Origin of the sequence: Methylophilus flavus, from assembly GCF_042678905.1 — a bacterium.
In the GTDB taxonomy this organism is placed as follows: Bacteria; Pseudomonadota; Gammaproteobacteria; order Burkholderiales; family Methylophilaceae; genus Methylophilus; species Methylophilus flavus.
The window spans coordinates 128,276-142,528 of record NZ_JBHTLN010000002.1 but is presented as its reverse complement, the minus strand read 5'-3'; the positions used below and the strand labels follow the sequence as shown (position 1 = coordinate 142,528).

Sequence of the window (14,253 nt, the reverse complement as noted above, 5' to 3'; positions counted from 1 at the left end):
TATGTTATTAGATTGACAATTGATTTTTGTGTTTACGTGGGTTCACTTTTGAAGTGAAGAATGAAAGGTTGTAATGAAATTAATATTGCCTGAAGTTGCTTGGAGTACTCCGTTCAAGAAATTACCAAAGGATAAGAAAACTCTTTTAGTAAACTATCTCGTCCTTTGGAATTATTTTGAAGCGAAAGTTCTAAATTTCGATTCATCACTGAAATCAATCAGAACTCTAGTTACCGAGGGCCATTTAGCCAGCTTAGTTTCAAAGGAAGATCCTGTATATAAAGAAACTTACGAAACCTACAAGCAACTTCTTACTGTTAATGGTAAGCCGAGCATAACTACAGCGTTTTATACAGTTTCCATGGGCGACTGTAACAAAGATAGATTTCTTCAGAATACTTTGCAGCTCTCTGACCCAGAGTTCTCAGATTTACTAATCAGCTTGATACTCATAATTAGTGGTCTAAGGAAGTACTTATTGGGCAATAGCTTTCTTGTCTACGGGAATTATGAGGATGAGGTACTTTTTGCAATTGCTATTCCGATATTTATAACATTAATCGAATTGTCAAATAGTTTTACCTCTATTGAAGAAGTGAACAATCTGCGTGCAATTGCAAAGGAAATATTTCCAGATTTTGTGGCTGAATTACTCTATGCCTCATGAATAAAAAAGACCCAAGGCGCTAACCTTGAGTCTTTTTAACTTGGTGGCCCCTCTGTGAGTCGAACACAGCACCAACGGATTCTGGTTTGTGATAGTTTCCTATCTCCCTGGACTATGCCTTCACCATGGTGATTTTTCAATCGCTTTAGGTGGGTGCCGTCTAGTCTCTACACGTTCTACAAACATTTCTATTTGAAGCTTCGCTCGGCATTGCCTTGTGCATTTCTGCCGTCAGGTTTCACCGAATTTGACACCATCCCATATGAAGTTTCCAAACATATGGCACAAATTTCTCTATGAGTCCGCTGCTCTAACCAAGCATGAGCTAAGGGGCCTTTAAAACATTTATGTTGACTGAAATAGCGGTCAACAATTTCTATATCAATACATTATAACTTCTTTTGATTTTCCATTACTGGTAAATCACTGTTAGTAAAATGGTAACTTACCACCTCCAGACCCCTTGTGTTTGCTTGGTTCCTCTACCGAGTGGTAAATGGTAGGGGGGAAGACGTGCTCTAACCAAGCATGAGCTAAGGGGCCGGAAAGCGAGTGATTATAAACTAATCTTGTCCGTTTTCTAAGAAGCTGCGCAGGCGCTCAGAGCGTGTTGGATGACGCAATTTACGCAGTGCTTTCGCTTCGATCTGACGGATACGTTCACGGGTCACGTCAAACTGTTTGCCCACTTCTTCTAGCGTGTGGTCGGTGTTCATTTCGATACCAAAACGCATACGCAGTACTTTGGCTTCGCGTGGCGTCAATGACTCCAGGACTTCGCTGGTGGCGTCACGCAGGCTGGCGTAAACCGCAGCATCCATTGGTGCCAGTGTGGTGTTGTCTTCGATAAAGTCGCCCAAATGGGAGTCTTCGTCGTCACCGATAGGCGTTTCCATCGAGATCGGCTCTTTGCTGATTTTGAGGATTTTGCGGATTTTTTCTTCCGGCATTTCCATTTTTTCAGCCAGGGTCGCCGGATCAGGTTCCAGACCGGTTTCTTGCAGGATCTGGCGGCTGATACGGTTCATCTTGTTGATGGTTTCGATCATGTGTACCGGGATACGGATGGTACGTGCCTGGTCAGCGATAGAACGCGTGATTGCCTGGCGGATCCACCATGTCGCGTAGGTAGAGAATTTGTAACCACGGCGGTATTCAAATTTATCTACCGCTTTCATCAGGCCGATGTTGCCTTCCTGGATTAAGTCGAGGAACTGCAAACCACGGTTGGTGTATTTTTTTGCAATCGAGATCACCAGACGCAAGTTGGCTTCGATCATTTCGCGTTTGGCACGGCGGGCACGGGCTTCGCCTGTAGTCATTTGCTTGTTGATATCGCGCAGCTCTTTGATAGGCAAGCCTACACGCACTTGCAGGTTTTGCAGGCGTTCTTGTTGATCGAGGATAGAGTGTCTGAAACGTGACAGGCGCTCGGTGTAAGCCGGGTTACCCGCCAGTTCGCTATCCAGCCACTCCAGGTTGATTTCGTTACCGACAAAGCTCTTGATGAAGTGCTGGCGCGGCATACCGGCGCGGTCTACACAGAATTCCATGATTTTACGTTCATGCGAGCGCACTTCTTCAACCATGTTACGTACCTGGTCGCACAAGGCTTCAACCTGTTTGGCAGAGAAACGGAAAGTGGTCAGTTCATCAAGGACTTGCTGGTGCAAGGTTTTGTATTCGTCGTTTTGCGTGCCTTTGGCTGCACGAATTTCGTTCATTTTGGCATTGGTTGCGCGAATGACGGAGAAGCGATTAAGTACTTCTTCCTTCAGTTTCGCCAGCAACTCGGCGGACATGGAAGATGCTTTGGCTTCATCATCTTCTTCGTCTTCTTCTTCCTCTTCTTCGCCAGCTTCTTCTTCGGCTTCTACTGCAGCCAGGGCATCATCCAGGCCCAAGTCACTATCAATCAGGCCGTCCACCAGCTCGTCGACGCTCATCTCGTCTTTTTCGACTTTATCTACCATCTCCAGCAACTGGGCGATGGTGGTCGGACAGGCGGCAATTGCATGCACCATGTGCTTGAGGCCATCTTCGATACGTTTGGCGATTTCGATCTCGCCCTCACGGGTCAGCAGGTCTACTGTACCCATTTCGCGCATGTACATACGCACCGGGTCAGTAGTACGGCCAAATTCTGAATCTACGGTTGCCAGGGCTTGTTCAGCTTCTTCGGCAGCATCTTCATCGGTGACAGCTGGCGGTGCGTCAGACATGAGCAGGACTTCGGCATCAGGCGCCTCTTCATACACCTGGATACCCATGTCATTGATCATGCCGATAATGCTCTCGATCTGCTCGGAGTCTTGCACATCATCCGGCAGGTGGTCATTAATTTCGGCGTAGGTGAGGTAGCCACGCTCTTTACCAAGAACAATCAGGGTTTTAAGGCGGGTACGGCGCGCCTCGGCATCCATCGCCTGGGTGGCTGGGTCTTTAGGGGATTCGACTTCTTTGATTCCGAGTTCTTTATCTAAACTTTTATCTGCTTTGGGTCTGGCCATGGCCGATTCCACCTCTAAAATGATTGTTGTCGAGCGCCGACCATATCTTCTGACACGCCACTCGCTATAACATTACGGGAAACCCTACATTTTACCTGATTTTTGCATTTTCTTTAAGCATACCCATGACGCTTTTTGTGGGTATTTGGTAAAAACAGGCTAGCGCTTGCTGGTTAACTGTCGTAACGACTCTCGTTCAGCATCTGAGAGTGTAGAAAACGGCTTTTCTGTAAGTTTGCCGAGCAACGATTTATCTCGTGCTGCCAGCGCCATATCGGATAATTGGGTACACGCCCCTTCAAATTCAAGAGTGAAGTCCAGGCTTTCGTCCAGTAAAGACAACTCTCTGTGCAATTGATTGCTGAACACTTGAGAAATGACAGGGCTGATGATCTGCAACAGCACCACCGGGCGCGACGCAGGATGCGCGATCGCTGCTTTTACAATCTCGCGCAACATGTGTTCCTCATCACTTTCACCCAATATCTGATCAAGCAAATCCTGCCGTGCCCATTGCGGCCGCATGAGCAATATCAACGCCAGGCGCAAATGTAACGATGACGGTGTTCTTGAACGTTGACGTGGCGCTTTTTGCTGCGTTTTGGCCGGGTTGGGTAGTTTCAGCATGCGCTGCATCTCACCTTCACCCAGGCCAGTCATTTCAGCGACTTTTTTGCGTAACAACATGGCAAAGCGTGGCGCTTGTATCTGCTTGAGGATAGGCTCGGCATCATTCAGGAACTGCACTTTATCTTCCTGCGACGCCATAGCATTGTGCTCACTCAAGTGCTGGATAATATACTGCGACAGCGGCATGGCTTTATCCATTTCCGCCTCGAATGCCTCTTTGCCGAATTCACGCACAAAACTGTCGGGATCATGTTCGGCAGGCAGAAACAGGAAACGCAATTTCAGGCCATCTTTAATCGCAGACAAGGCATTCATCACCGCACGCCAGGCCGCTGTGCGGCCGGCTTTATCACCATCAAAACTGAAGACGATTTCATCGGTCTGGCGCATCAATTTGGCAATATGAAACGGCGTCGTCGCCGTACCCAATGCTGCCACAGCATATTCAATCCCATATTGCGCCAATGCCACTACATCCATGTAGCCTTCAACGACCAGCACGCGACCAGCATCGCGAATAGCGCGCCGCGCCATAAACAGGCCATACAGCTCATGGCCTTTTTGGAACAAGGGCGTTTCCGGCGAGTTGTAATATTTTGGCGTATCTTCCGGGTTGATCACGCGGCCACCAAAGCCGATCACTTCGCCCTTCTGGTTATGGATGGGAAACATGATTCGGTCGCGAAAGCGATCATAGCGCCGCCCCTGCTCGTTTTGCACCACAAGGCCCGCAATTTCAAGCGCCTCTGCTTCATAGCCTGGGAATACCGCTTGCAGATTTTGCCAGCCAGCCGGCGCGTAACCGACCTGGAACTTGGCAGCCACCTGCCCGCTCAAGCCACGGCCCTTTAGATACTCAATCGCATGCGGTGATTTTTTCAGCTCGGCCTTGTAAAAAGCCGCCGCCTGATGCAAGGTTTCCTGCAAACTCAACATCACTGCTTTGCTGGGCGCTTCGGGCTGGTTAGGGTCGCGTTTTTCCTGCGGTACGATCATGCCGACCTGCCTTGCCAGGTCATTGATCGCTTCGATAAAGCTCAGCCCGTTATACTCCATCAGGAAACTAAGCGCCGAGCCATGCGCGCCACAGCCAAAGCAATGGTAAAACTGCTTGGTCGGGCTCACGGTGAAACTGGGGGATTTTTCGTTATGGAACGGGCAACAGGCTGAATAATTCGCCCCCGCTTTTTTCAGTGGAACTACCTTGTCGATGACTTCGACAACATCAACGCGATTAAGCAGTTCTTGAATAAAACTTTCGGGGATCATAAATGCAAGTATCGCTTAAGCGGAGCAAAAAACAAAGGGCGCCAATGCGCCCTCTAAGTCTTGTGCCACCGTCTGCAAACTTAGCCTAAAGCAGCTTTAATTAGGCCGGATACTTTAGCCATATCCGCTTTGCCTGCTACCAGCGGTTTCACAGCACCAACCACTTTACCCATATCTTTGGCACCGGCAGCACCAGTGTCAGCCACCACTTTGGCGATAATGGCCTTGATTTCTTCTTCACTCATCTGTGCTGGCAAATATTCCTGCAACACGGTGACTTCAAACTTTTCCTGGTCAGCCAGATCATGCCGCTCGGCACTTTCAAAAGCAGCAATTGAATCGCGGCGCTGTTTGAGCATTTTCTCAATGGCAGTAATAACAGCGGCATCATCCAGTTCAATACGCTCATCCACCTCACGCTGCTTGATCGCCGCCAGCAATAAACGAATCACGCCAAGTTTGGCCGTATCTTTGGCGCGCATGGCGGTTTTCATGTCTTCGGTGATTTGTGCTTTTAAGCTCATAAGGTATCCAACAAAAAGGCTGACTATAAATAGCTAAAGGTTGTGGCACGCCACAACCTTTGCAATATTCAGTTAACCAAGCATCCGGCTAACCGCAGAACACACTCTAAAAATTAATAGAGTTTTGTCGGCAACTGTTGGTTGCGCAGACGACGGTATTGACGTTTCACCGCAGCAGCAGCTTTACGTTTACGTTCCCATGTTGGTTTTTCGTAGAACTCGCGTGCACGCAAGTCGTTCAACAAACCGGTTTTTTCAATCAAACGCTTAAAACGGCGCAATGCAACGTCAAACGGTTCGTTCTCTTTCACACGAATAGCGGTCATGTAAATCCCTATCCTTCAATTATTAGTTTAGACAATCGTGCTTGCGGATTGATGCAGCACTGAAAACCGCGTATTCTATCGCGCTTATCTGGATTTATCAATCTTTTCTGTAAAAAATCATAAGCGAGCCGTTTCTTAATGTTGGTATTAGGCATTGAATCTTCCTGTGACGAAACCGGGGTAGCGTTGTACGACACGCGCCGTGGCTTGCTGGCGCACGCGTTGCACTCGCAGATAGATATGCATGCCGCTTATGGCGGTGTAGTCCCTGAGCTGGCCTCCCGCGACCATATCCGTCGCGCACTACCACTGACACAACAAGTGCTCGCCCAGGCAGATAAAACTTTGCAGGAAATAGAAGGCATTGCTTATACCCAGGGCCCGGGGCTTGCGGGGGCGTTGCTGGTCGGAACCAGTATTGCGCAATCACTGGCGTTTGCGCTAAACGTGCCATCCGTTGGGGTGCATCATCTGGAAGGGCATCTGCTCGCACCCATGCTGGAAGAAAACCCGCCAGCGTTCCCGTTTGTGGCGCTGCTGGTGTCTGGCGGCCATAGCCAACTCATGCGGGTGGATGGTATCGGCCAATATGAATTACTGGGTGACACGCTGGATGATGCGGCGGGGGAAGCCTTTGATAAGACTGCCAAGCTGATGAAGATCGGCTACCCGGGTGGCCCTGCGCTCTCAAAGCTGGCAGAGTCTGGCAAACCGCGCTTCCAGCTACCTCGCCCCATGTTGAATAGCCCGGATTTGAATTTCAGCTTTAGCGGCCTGAAGACGGCAGTACTGACGCTGGTGAATAATCAGCCACAGCTGGATGAAGAAACAGTGCAGGACATAGCCTGGGAATTTCAGGAATCAGTCACCGAAATCCTGACGCTCAAATGCATGAAAGCACTCAAGCAGACCAAACTGAAAAGACTGGTGGTTTCAGGTGGCGTGGGCGCCAACAAACGCTTGAGAGAACGCCTGAACGAAGCGGCAGCAAAGCGCGGCGTGAGCGTCAGTTACCCGCGGCTGGAGTTCTGTACAGATAACGGTGCCATGATTGCCTTTGCCGGTGCCATGCGCCTGCATGCCATGCAGCAAAGCACGCCAGATTACAGCTTCAGCGTACGCCCACGCTGGGACTTGGCCGAGCTTAAAGCGCCAGCTTGATTCACTTTTTGCCGAAGCGCGTTTCGGTACCCGCCAGTAATTTCTCGATATTGGATTGATGGCGAATAACCAAAAATGCCGTCATCACCACAACCACCGCGACATACACCGGATAAGGTGACAGGAACTGCCAGGCAATCACCGGAGCAAGTAGCGCTGCAACCAGGGCTGACAATGAAGAAATCCGGCTAATTAAAAATACCACCAGCCACACCGCGATGACACTTAACGCCAACCAGCCTGAAAACGCTATCATCACACCAAGTGCAGTGGCTACGCCTTTACCGCCTTTAAATTTGTGGTAAATCGGGTATAAATGCCCCAAGAAAACCGCCAGGCCAACCAGCGCAACCACATCCATCAACATGCCTGCATGCAATGCAAGCCACACCGGCAACCAGCCCTTAAACGCGTCACCTAACAAAGTTAAAATAGCAGCAGATTTTTTACCGCTACGCGCCACATTGGTCGCGCCGATATTGCCGCTACCGACCGAACGCGGGTCTGGCAGGCGATATAGCTTGCTGACAATAATGCCGAAAGCAATCGACCCGATCAAATAGGCAGCCACCACCCAGATCAGCGCCTCAACCTCAAACCCGAAACCAAATTCACTCATGCTCAAACTCTCAAGAGATGCGTAGCAGGCGGTATGTCAGCCACTGCGCGATGTTGTATGATGCCGAATCATACTGGATTCCGGCCCGCGCGGAAATAACAAAGGACGCATAGCGATGGACACGATTTTTCTTGAACAAGTCAAAGTACAAACCAAACTTGGCGTACCGGATTGGGAGCGCGCCGTGCCGCAAACCATTATTCTGGATATTGAAATCGGTTATGACTTTAGTAAAGCCTGCCACAGTGATGCGATTGAAGACACCATTGATTATGGGCAGGTGGTGGGGCGTATTCGAGAGACATTAGCGGAGCGTAGCTTTAAACTGGTGGAAGCGTTGGGGGAACATGTTTGTCAGTTGGTGTTGCAGGAATTTAAGGCAATGGATGTGAAGTTGAAGGTGAGCAAGCCGGGGATATTGCCGGGATTGAAGGCGTTGGGGATTACTATTTATCGGAAAGGTTAAAATTGCTAATTCTTAGCGATTTGGTCATGTTGTTTTTCGCCCCTAGGCGAGTGACTTTTCTTTGCTTGCCCAAAGAATAAGTAACCAAAAGAAAAGGCACCCTAGCTTCCGCTTTTTTCCTGTGTTGCTCGCCAAAACAAGCGGTAGCGAAACTCGACCTGGCAGCTCACATAGAGCGTGAGCTGCTGCGGGACTCAAACAAACGCTCCCTTCACCTTGTTTTGACTGCGCTACTCGGCGCGTCAAATAGGGGCCCGGTTAAAACCACCACGATGAAACAGCTATATAATGTTCAGGACGGTGGGCGCTAAGTAAGTTTTTAACTTCTAAGAACAAATTCAAATTCTGATAATTCTAATTCTTTGTTTCTTTTCCACAGTGGCTGAGCGGGATGCAACGTAAAGAATTACACTCAATTTGAAAGCGTGTGCTTTTAATGGGCCCCTATCTGACGCGCCGAGTAGCGCACTCAGCGGGGGAGGTGTCGGCCAGCGTCTGTTCGAGTTCCGCAACAAGTCACGTTCTGTGTGGCTTGTCAGGGCGAGTTTCGTTGGCCGCCCACGCTGATGAGCAACGCAGGGAGAAAGCGGAAGCTAGGGTGCATTTTTTTTGGTTAGCTTTTCTTTGTGCAAGCAAAGAAAAGTAACTCGCCTAGAGGCGAAAAAGAATGGACCAATATTTGAAGAATTACCTAATTAATTGATACAGTAAGCGCAGAGCTCACTCTTCGATTGTAACCAAACTAGAAATCAACCTCGCCTAGATTCCGGCCTTCGCCGGAATGACGAGATTTTTGCAGAGCACCTTGATTTCTGCATAAGCGTCGTTACGTAGGTACAGAGCATGCTGCACGAAACTCCTGCTCACTCTCAGCCACAATCCCGATCAGAACACTTCTACCCTCTCGGATGATGCATCTTATGCAACTGCTGCAACCGCTCCCTCGCCACATGCGTATAAATCTGCGTCGTAGAAATATCCGCATGCCCCAGCAGCATCTGCACCACCCGCAAATCCGCACCATGATTCAGCAGATGCGTAGCGAACGCGTGCCGCAACACATGCGGGCTGATATGCTGGGAAATGCCCGCCTGCAGCGCATACCGCTGAATCAGATGCCAGAAAGCATGCCGCGTCATCGCATCGCCACGATTAGTGACAAACACCGCATTACTCAAGCTGCCTTTTAATATCTCCGCCCTGGCCTGGCCCAAATAACGGTCTATCCATTCAGCAGCTTCCTGCCCCATAGGCACCAGCCTTGTTTTGCTGCCTTTACCGGTCACACGTACCACACCATCTTGCGTGCTGACCTCTGCAATGGTGATATTCACCAACTCGGAAACCCGCAAACCGCTTGCATACAACAACTCAAGCATCGCCCGGTCGCGCATTCCAAGTGGGGTATCCACATTGGGCGCGTGCAGCAAATCCTCCACTTGCGATTCGCTCATGGTTTTAGGTAATTGCTTGGGCATTTTTGGCGCTTCGATATGCAGCGTCGGGTCCTGCTTGATCAGGTTCGTCAGCAAAGCATAGCGGTAGAAGCGACGCAAGGTCGCAATCAGCCGGTTGATGCTCCTGACTTTGACCAAGGGGAAGCGATGCGCTAGGTATTCCTGCACATGATGCGATTGCACTTCCCATAGCGTGAGCGCGTGTTTACTGGCCCATTCGGCAAAGCCTTTAAGGTCATTGCGGTAGCTTGAAAGTGTATTCTGTGACAATCCGTCTTCAAGCCACAACTGATCGATAAAGCTATCGATCTCGGGAAGCGTGACAGCTGACGCACTCTCTTTGTTTTGCAACATGGCGTTATTTATCGGGCACGTTGCTCGTGTGCCAGTAACCAGCGCTTGATGTCCAGGCCGCCCTCTATACCCTGCATAAACCCGCCCAGGCCATTGCTGGCGACGATACGGTGACACGGGTTAAACAAAGGCAGCGGGTTGGCGCCACAGGCGTTGGCGACGGCACGCGGGCCAGACCGGATGGCGGCAGCCAATTGCCCATAAGTCCGCGTTTCGCCGACCGGGATTTCGCGCATGGCTTGCCAGACACGTTGCTGGTAAGCGGTGCCACGGTTTGGGGTTATTGTTTGCCAAACCGCATGCGGATCTTCCAGATAAGCGGAAACTTGCTCAGCCACTGCGAGGGCACGCGGATTCGGATTAGCTTTCAGCGGCAAGGCTTGTAACAAGAGCTGGAGTTCTTCACCTGCTTCATCACAGCGCACACCGACAAAACCGAACGGTGCCGGGACTAAAGCATCAAGTTCATCATCAAGGCTTTTCATGCACTCATTAAACTTTAATCTTGTGCATGGCGCAACAACCATAAAGGCACATTGAGTAATAAAAAAAGCCCTTCCGAAGAAGGGCTTTTTGAGCAACGCTTAAATTAACTGTTGTTTGCAGCGATATCTTTCTCGCGCGCAACCAGTTTCTCTTTAATACGTGCAGATTTACCTGAACGCTCACGCAAGTAGTACAACTTGGCGCGACGCACGTCACCACGGCGTTTCACTTCGATAGAAGCGATTTGCGGGGAGTAAGTCTGGAATGTACGCTCAACGCCTTCACCTGAAGAAATTTTACGTACGATAAATGAAGAGTTCAGGCCTCTGTTACGTTTAGCGATCACGACGCCTTCGTAAGCCTGCACCCGTTTACGTGTACCTTCAACCACGTTCACACCTACGATCACTGTGTCGCCTGGTGCAAAGCTAGGGATAGTTTTGTTCAAGCGGGCGATTTCTTCCTGCTCTAACATTTTGATAATGTCTGCCATGTTACTTCCTTTCGTTCCTTTTAATTGTAAAGAGCTCGTTCCTACCCTACATCTTTGAGTAGCCTAGCCTCTTCCTTCGTCAACTGCCTTTCGGCGAGTAAATCCGGGCGTTTAGCCCTTGTTAGCAATAGCGATTGCTGTAACCGCCATTGTCTAATCTTTGCGTGGTGCCCCGACAATAACACCGGTGGCACCGCTAATCCTTCAAATACTTCCGGGCGCGTGTAGTGCGGGTAATCGAGCAGGCCGTTTACAAACGAATCTTCCTGCGCTGAATCAGCGTCCCCAAGCGCACCTGGTAACTGGCGGATAATCGCATCCAGCAATACCATGGCGGGTAATTCGCCGCCACTTAACACATAATCACCGATAGAGACTTCCTCATCTACCAGTGACTCCAGCAAGCGCTGGTCTACTCCTTCATAGCGACTGGCCAACAGCACCAGCCCCTCACAATCTTTGAGCGCCATCACTTTTTCATGAGTGAGTGGCTGTCCTCTTGGTGACAGATGAATCACCGTGGGCGTTAACCCTCTTGCCTGCAAGCTTGCCTTGGCATCTTTAATCGCTGCCGCCAGCGGCTCCGCCATCATCACCATGCCGGGGCCACCGCCATACGGCCTGTCATCGACCGTGTGATGCACATCTTGCGTATACTCGCGTGGATTAATCAGGTTTAACTGATACAAGCCACGCTGCCTGGCACGGCTGGTAATGCCATGCTCTGTCAGTGCTGCAAACATCTCAGGAAACAAACTGATGACTTCAATCTGCATCATGAGCATTGTTTCCTTTAAAAATCGGCATCCCAGTCAACCAGCACCGTGCCCGCTTTTATATTCACATCCGGCACTGCATCACTGGTAAAAGGAATCAAGCGCTCGCGGTATTCCTCATGCAACTTGCCATCTTTACCCTTGACGCTGGTGGGGTGCTCTTCACGCACAACCAGCACGTCATTGGCACCGGTTTCAAATACCTGCGTGATTTTGCCAAACACAACGCCTTTGGTATTAGTTACACTCAAGCCAACCAGGTCAGACCAGTAATACTCACCTTCATCAGGTTCCGGCAATGCTGCACGCGGTACCGCGATTTGCTGGCCTTTCATGCTGAATGCGGCATCGCGGTCTGCGACGCCTGCCAGCTTAATCAGCAACACATCATTGTGAATCTTGGTTTGCTCAACTGTGCATTCACGCCAGTTAGGCGCTTTGCCTATCCACCAGGCCTGGTAATCCAGCAGCCCATCCAGATGCTCGGTATCCGGCAGCACTTTAAGCCACCCATAAACGCCATATGGGGCGACAATGCGCCCCATCACAACCATATCTTCAAACGCCATCTGAATTCAGGCGTAAATAAAGATTATTCAGCAGCTGGTGTTTCAGCAGTTGCGGCGGCTGCAGCAGCATCCGCTTCAGCTTTAGCGTCTGCATCAGCCTTTTCTTTGGCAGCGGCTTCTGCAGCAGCTGCGTCAGCTTCAGCTTTTACTTTAGCAGCAGCATCAGCTTCTTTTTTCGCCTTGGCAGCATCCGCTTTAGCAGCGTCTTTAGCTTTAGCAGCAGCCATACCATCCACACCTTTAGCGTGGAATTTAACCAGACGTGCAACCGTGTCAGACACTTGAGCACCGGTACCGATCCAGTATTGCGCGCGCTCTTCATTGATACGCAGGCCTTCTGCACCAGCACGCGCTGATGGATTGTAAAAACCGATGCGCTCAACGAAACGACCGTCACGACGGTTGCGGGAATCTGCCACAACTACGCTGTAAAACGGGTTCTTCTTAGAACCACCGCGTGATAAACGAATAACGACCATAATCTTGTTCTCTTAAAAATGAATTCTTAGCAGAAAGGCGCGGATTATACTTGATAATTACGCGCAGTGGCAAGTTCTTTTCACTTAGCTGATCAGACATTCCGGTATAGGGTTGGATCATTGACGCCGGCTTGCACGAAACCCGTTTTGCGGAACCGGCAGGAATCACACACCCCGCAGGCTGCCCCGGCATCATCTGCCTGGTAGCAGGAAACTGTCAGCCCGTAATCTACGCCTAATGCATGGCCAGTGCGGATAATCTCGGCCTTGGTCATATCGATCAGCGGTGCATGCACGGTGATCGGTTGGCCTTCCACTGCCGTTTTGGTCGCCAGATTGGCCATTTGCTGGAATGCTTTTACATACTCGCCGCGGCAATCAGGATAGCCTGAATAATCCAGCGCATTCACACCAATAAAAATATCACTGGCTTCCAGCACCTCTGCCCAGGCCAACGATAATGACAGCATGATGGTATTCCGCGCCGGCACATAGGTCACCGGGATGCCTTGTGTTTCATGCTCAGGCACCGCAATCGCATCATCTGTGAGCGCAGAGCCACCAAACAATGACAGATCCAGTTGTACTGTTTTATGCTCTGCTGCACCTAAGGCTTGGGCGACCCGTTGTGCGGCCAGCAATTCAACATTATGCCGCTGGTGATAATCCAGGCTCAGGCAGTAGCACTCATAGCCTTGGGATTGCGCAATCGCCAGCACGGTTGTGGAATCCAACCCGCCGGACAGTAAAATAACAGCTTTAGGTTTGTGTCCGGATAGATCGTTTTGCTGATTAATAACCATCCCCTTATACCCCTTGCTTCTCGCCCCATAAAATCTTGTGTAATTGCAGTTGCATCCTGACAGGCAAGTGGTCCTGCAATATCCAGCTGGCTAAAGTCTCGCCGCTCACCTGATTAAAACTGGGCGAGAACAGATGATCGCAATTGCTTGGAAACGGCTGCTCCGCCATCATTTGCCTGGCCCAGTCGTAATCTTCACGGCTACAGACCACCCATTTCACTTCGTCACCTACTTTAAGTAGCGGCAGGTTTTCCCAGCGATTTTTTGACATTTCACCGGAGCCTGGCGTTTTCACGTCCATAATCACTTTCACCCGATGATCTACCGGTGTGAGATCCATGGCGCCACTGGTTTCCAACGAAACCTGGTACCCGGCATCGCATAACCGGGTGAGCAATACACTGCAGCCCTTTTGCGCCAGCGGCTCGCCACCGGTCACACATACATAGCGCGTGCCGTGCTGCTTGATTTCTTGCATGATTTCATCCACTGACATATTGCCACCGCCTTTGAACGCATATTCGGTATCGCAATACACGCAACGCAACGGGCAGCCAGTGAGGCGAATAAAGATGGTCGGCAAGCCGACACGCGAACTTTCGCCTTGCAGGGAGTAAAAGATTTCGAAAATTCTGAGTGTGGTCATGAGAGTAGTAAAGTAAAC

The 14,253-nt window shown here is 50.1% G+C and carries 16 protein-coding genes; 3 read left to right on the top strand and 13 right to left on the bottom strand.

Annotated elements, in window-relative coordinates; translation table 11 throughout:
* Positions 1-73: 73 nt before the first annotated feature.
* The gene (locus ACFQ2T_RS10675) at positions 74-667 is read left to right on the top strand and encodes a hypothetical protein (RefSeq protein ID WP_379034229.1); all 594 of its coding nucleotides are present in this window, start codon (positions 74-76) and stop codon (positions 665-667) included.
* Between the two features lie 563 nt (positions 668-1,230).
* On the opposite strand, the gene rpoD is transcribed toward ACFQ2T_RS10675, so the two are convergent.
* From rpoD to rpsU, 4 genes are all read right to left on the bottom strand, one after another.
* Positions 1,231-3,177, bottom strand: coding sequence for an RNA polymerase sigma factor RpoD (rpoD, locus tag ACFQ2T_RS10670; protein ID WP_379034227.1), 1,947 nt, complete (start codon positions 3,175-3,177; stop codon positions 1,231-1,233).
* A 159-nt stretch (positions 3,178-3,336) separates the two neighbouring features.
* Positions 3,337-5,076, bottom strand: coding sequence for a DNA primase (gene dnaG / locus ACFQ2T_RS10665; RefSeq protein WP_379034225.1), 1,740 nt, complete (start codon positions 5,074-5,076; stop codon positions 3,337-3,339).
* Positions 5,077-5,156: 80 nt separating this feature from the next.
* Positions 5,157-5,600, bottom strand: coding sequence for a GatB/YqeY domain-containing protein (locus ACFQ2T_RS10660; RefSeq protein WP_379034223.1), 444 nt, complete (start codon positions 5,598-5,600; stop codon positions 5,157-5,159).
* Positions 5,601-5,713: 113 nt separating this feature from the next.
* A complete protein-coding gene (gene rpsU / locus ACFQ2T_RS10655) occupies positions 5,714-5,926 on the bottom strand; it encodes a 30S ribosomal protein S21 (protein ID WP_055828694.1) in 213 nt (70 codons plus the stop codon).
* A gap of 138 nt (positions 5,927-6,064) precedes the next feature.
* Here rpsU and tsaD point away from each other — a divergent pair, with 138 nt between their 5' ends.
* Positions 6,065-7,087, top strand: coding sequence for a tRNA (adenosine(37)-N6)-threonylcarbamoyltransferase complex transferase subunit TsaD (tsaD, locus tag ACFQ2T_RS10650; protein WP_379034221.1), 1,023 nt, complete (start codon positions 6,065-6,067; stop codon positions 7,085-7,087).
* A 1-nt stretch (position 7,088) separates the two neighbouring features.
* Here the strand turns inward: tsaD and plsY are convergent, their stop codons facing one another.
* Positions 7,089-7,706: a glycerol-3-phosphate 1-O-acyltransferase PlsY gene (plsY, locus tag ACFQ2T_RS10645; RefSeq protein ID WP_379034219.1), complete on the bottom strand. Its 618-nt coding sequence runs from the start codon at positions 7,704-7,706 to the stop codon at positions 7,089-7,091.
* A gap of 115 nt (positions 7,707-7,821) precedes the next feature.
* Between plsY and folB the strand changes: the two genes are divergently transcribed.
* Positions 7,822-8,172 carry a dihydroneopterin aldolase gene (gene folB, locus ACFQ2T_RS10640; RefSeq protein ID WP_379034217.1) on the top strand — a complete coding sequence of 117 codons (351 nt, stop codon included), beginning with the start codon at positions 7,822-7,824 and terminating at the stop codon, positions 8,170-8,172.
* A gap of 896 nt (positions 8,173-9,068) precedes the next feature.
* Here the strand turns inward: folB and xerD are convergent.
* The 8 genes from xerD to queE form a co-directional block, all read right to left on the bottom strand.
* A complete protein-coding gene (gene xerD, locus ACFQ2T_RS10635) occupies positions 9,069-9,983 on the bottom strand; it encodes a site-specific tyrosine recombinase XerD (RefSeq protein ID WP_379034215.1) in 915 nt (304 codons plus the stop codon).
* A gap of 8 nt (positions 9,984-9,991) precedes the next feature.
* Complete coding sequence (locus ACFQ2T_RS10630; protein ID WP_379034213.1) at positions 9,992-10,468, bottom strand: methylated-DNA--[protein]-cysteine S-methyltransferase; 477 nt, start codon at positions 10,466-10,468, stop codon at positions 9,992-9,994.
* 104 nt (positions 10,469-10,572) lie between these two features.
* Positions 10,573-10,962, bottom strand: coding sequence for a 50S ribosomal protein L19 (gene rplS, locus ACFQ2T_RS10625; RefSeq protein WP_379034211.1), 390 nt, complete (start codon positions 10,960-10,962; stop codon positions 10,573-10,575).
* 41 nt (positions 10,963-11,003) lie between these two features.
* Complete coding sequence (gene trmD, locus ACFQ2T_RS10620; RefSeq protein WP_379035157.1) at positions 11,004-11,738, bottom strand: tRNA (guanosine(37)-N1)-methyltransferase TrmD; 735 nt, start codon at positions 11,736-11,738, stop codon at positions 11,004-11,006.
* A 17-nt stretch (positions 11,739-11,755) separates the two neighbouring features.
* Entirely contained in the window at positions 11,756-12,307 is a 552-nt protein-coding gene (gene rimM, locus ACFQ2T_RS10615) for a ribosome maturation factor RimM (protein ID WP_379034209.1), read from the bottom strand.
* A gap of 23 nt (positions 12,308-12,330) precedes the next feature.
* Positions 12,331-12,786 (bottom strand): 30S ribosomal protein S16, encoded by a 456-nt coding sequence (gene rpsP, locus ACFQ2T_RS10610; RefSeq protein WP_379034207.1) that lies wholly within the window; start codon positions 12,784-12,786, stop codon positions 12,331-12,333.
* 92 nt (positions 12,787-12,878) lie between these two features.
* On the bottom strand, positions 12,879-13,589 hold the full coding sequence (gene queC, locus ACFQ2T_RS10605; RefSeq protein ID WP_379034206.1) for a 7-cyano-7-deazaguanine synthase QueC: 711 nt from the start codon (positions 13,587-13,589) through the stop codon (positions 12,879-12,881).
* Positions 13,590-13,593: 4 nt separating this feature from the next.
* Complete coding sequence (queE, locus tag ACFQ2T_RS10600) at positions 13,594-14,235, bottom strand: 7-carboxy-7-deazaguanine synthase QueE (RefSeq protein WP_379034204.1); 642 nt, start codon at positions 14,233-14,235, stop codon at positions 13,594-13,596.
* Positions 14,236-14,253: the final 18 nt, after the last annotated feature.

What these genes read in the sequence shown, in the direction of transcription:
- ACFQ2T_RS10675 (WP_379034229.1), top strand. Translation starts at nt 74, where the DNA reads ATGAAATTAATATTGCCTGAAGTTGCTTGGAGTACTCCGTTCAAGAAA.
- rpoD (WP_379034227.1), bottom strand. Translation starts at nt 3,177, where the DNA reads ATGGCCAGACCCAAAGCAGATAAAAGTTTAGATAAAGAACTCGGAATC.
- dnaG (WP_379034225.1), bottom strand. Translation starts at nt 5,076, where the DNA reads ATGATCCCCGAAAGTTTTATTCAAGAACTGCTTAATCGCGTTGATGTT.
- ACFQ2T_RS10660 (WP_379034223.1), bottom strand. Translation starts at nt 5,600, where the DNA reads ATGAGCTTAAAAGCACAAATCACCGAAGACATGAAAACCGCCATGCGC.
- rpsU (WP_055828694.1), bottom strand. Translation starts at nt 5,926, where the DNA reads ATGACCGCTATTCGTGTGAAAGAGAACGAACCGTTTGACGTTGCATTG.
- tsaD (WP_379034221.1), top strand. Translation starts at nt 6,065, where the DNA reads ATGTTGGTATTAGGCATTGAATCTTCCTGTGACGAAACCGGGGTAGCG.
- plsY (WP_379034219.1), bottom strand. Translation starts at nt 7,706, where the DNA reads ATGAGTGAATTTGGTTTCGGGTTTGAGGTTGAGGCGCTGATCTGGGTG.
- folB (WP_379034217.1), top strand. Translation starts at nt 7,822, where the DNA reads ATGGACACGATTTTTCTTGAACAAGTCAAAGTACAAACCAAACTTGGC.
- xerD (WP_379034215.1), bottom strand. Translation starts at nt 9,983, where the DNA reads ATGTTGCAAAACAAAGAGAGTGCGTCAGCTGTCACGCTTCCCGAGATC.
- ACFQ2T_RS10630 (WP_379034213.1), bottom strand. Translation starts at nt 10,468, where the DNA reads ATGAAAAGCCTTGATGATGAACTTGATGCTTTAGTCCCGGCACCGTTC.
- rplS (WP_379034211.1), bottom strand. Translation starts at nt 10,962, where the DNA reads ATGGCAGACATTATCAAAATGTTAGAGCAGGAAGAAATCGCCCGCTTG.
- trmD (WP_379035157.1), bottom strand. Translation starts at nt 11,738, where the DNA reads ATGCAGATTGAAGTCATCAGTTTGTTTCCTGAGATGTTTGCAGCACTG.
- rimM (WP_379034209.1), bottom strand. Translation starts at nt 12,307, where the DNA reads ATGGCGTTTGAAGATATGGTTGTGATGGGGCGCATTGTCGCCCCATAT.
- rpsP (WP_379034207.1), bottom strand. Translation starts at nt 12,786, where the DNA reads ATGGTCGTTATTCGTTTATCACGCGGTGGTTCTAAGAAGAACCCGTTT.
- queC (WP_379034206.1), bottom strand. Translation starts at nt 13,589, where the DNA reads ATGGTTATTAATCAGCAAAACGATCTATCCGGACACAAACCTAAAGCT.
- queE (WP_379034204.1), bottom strand. Translation starts at nt 14,235, where the DNA reads ATGACCACACTCAGAATTTTCGAAATCTTTTACTCCCTGCAAGGCGAA.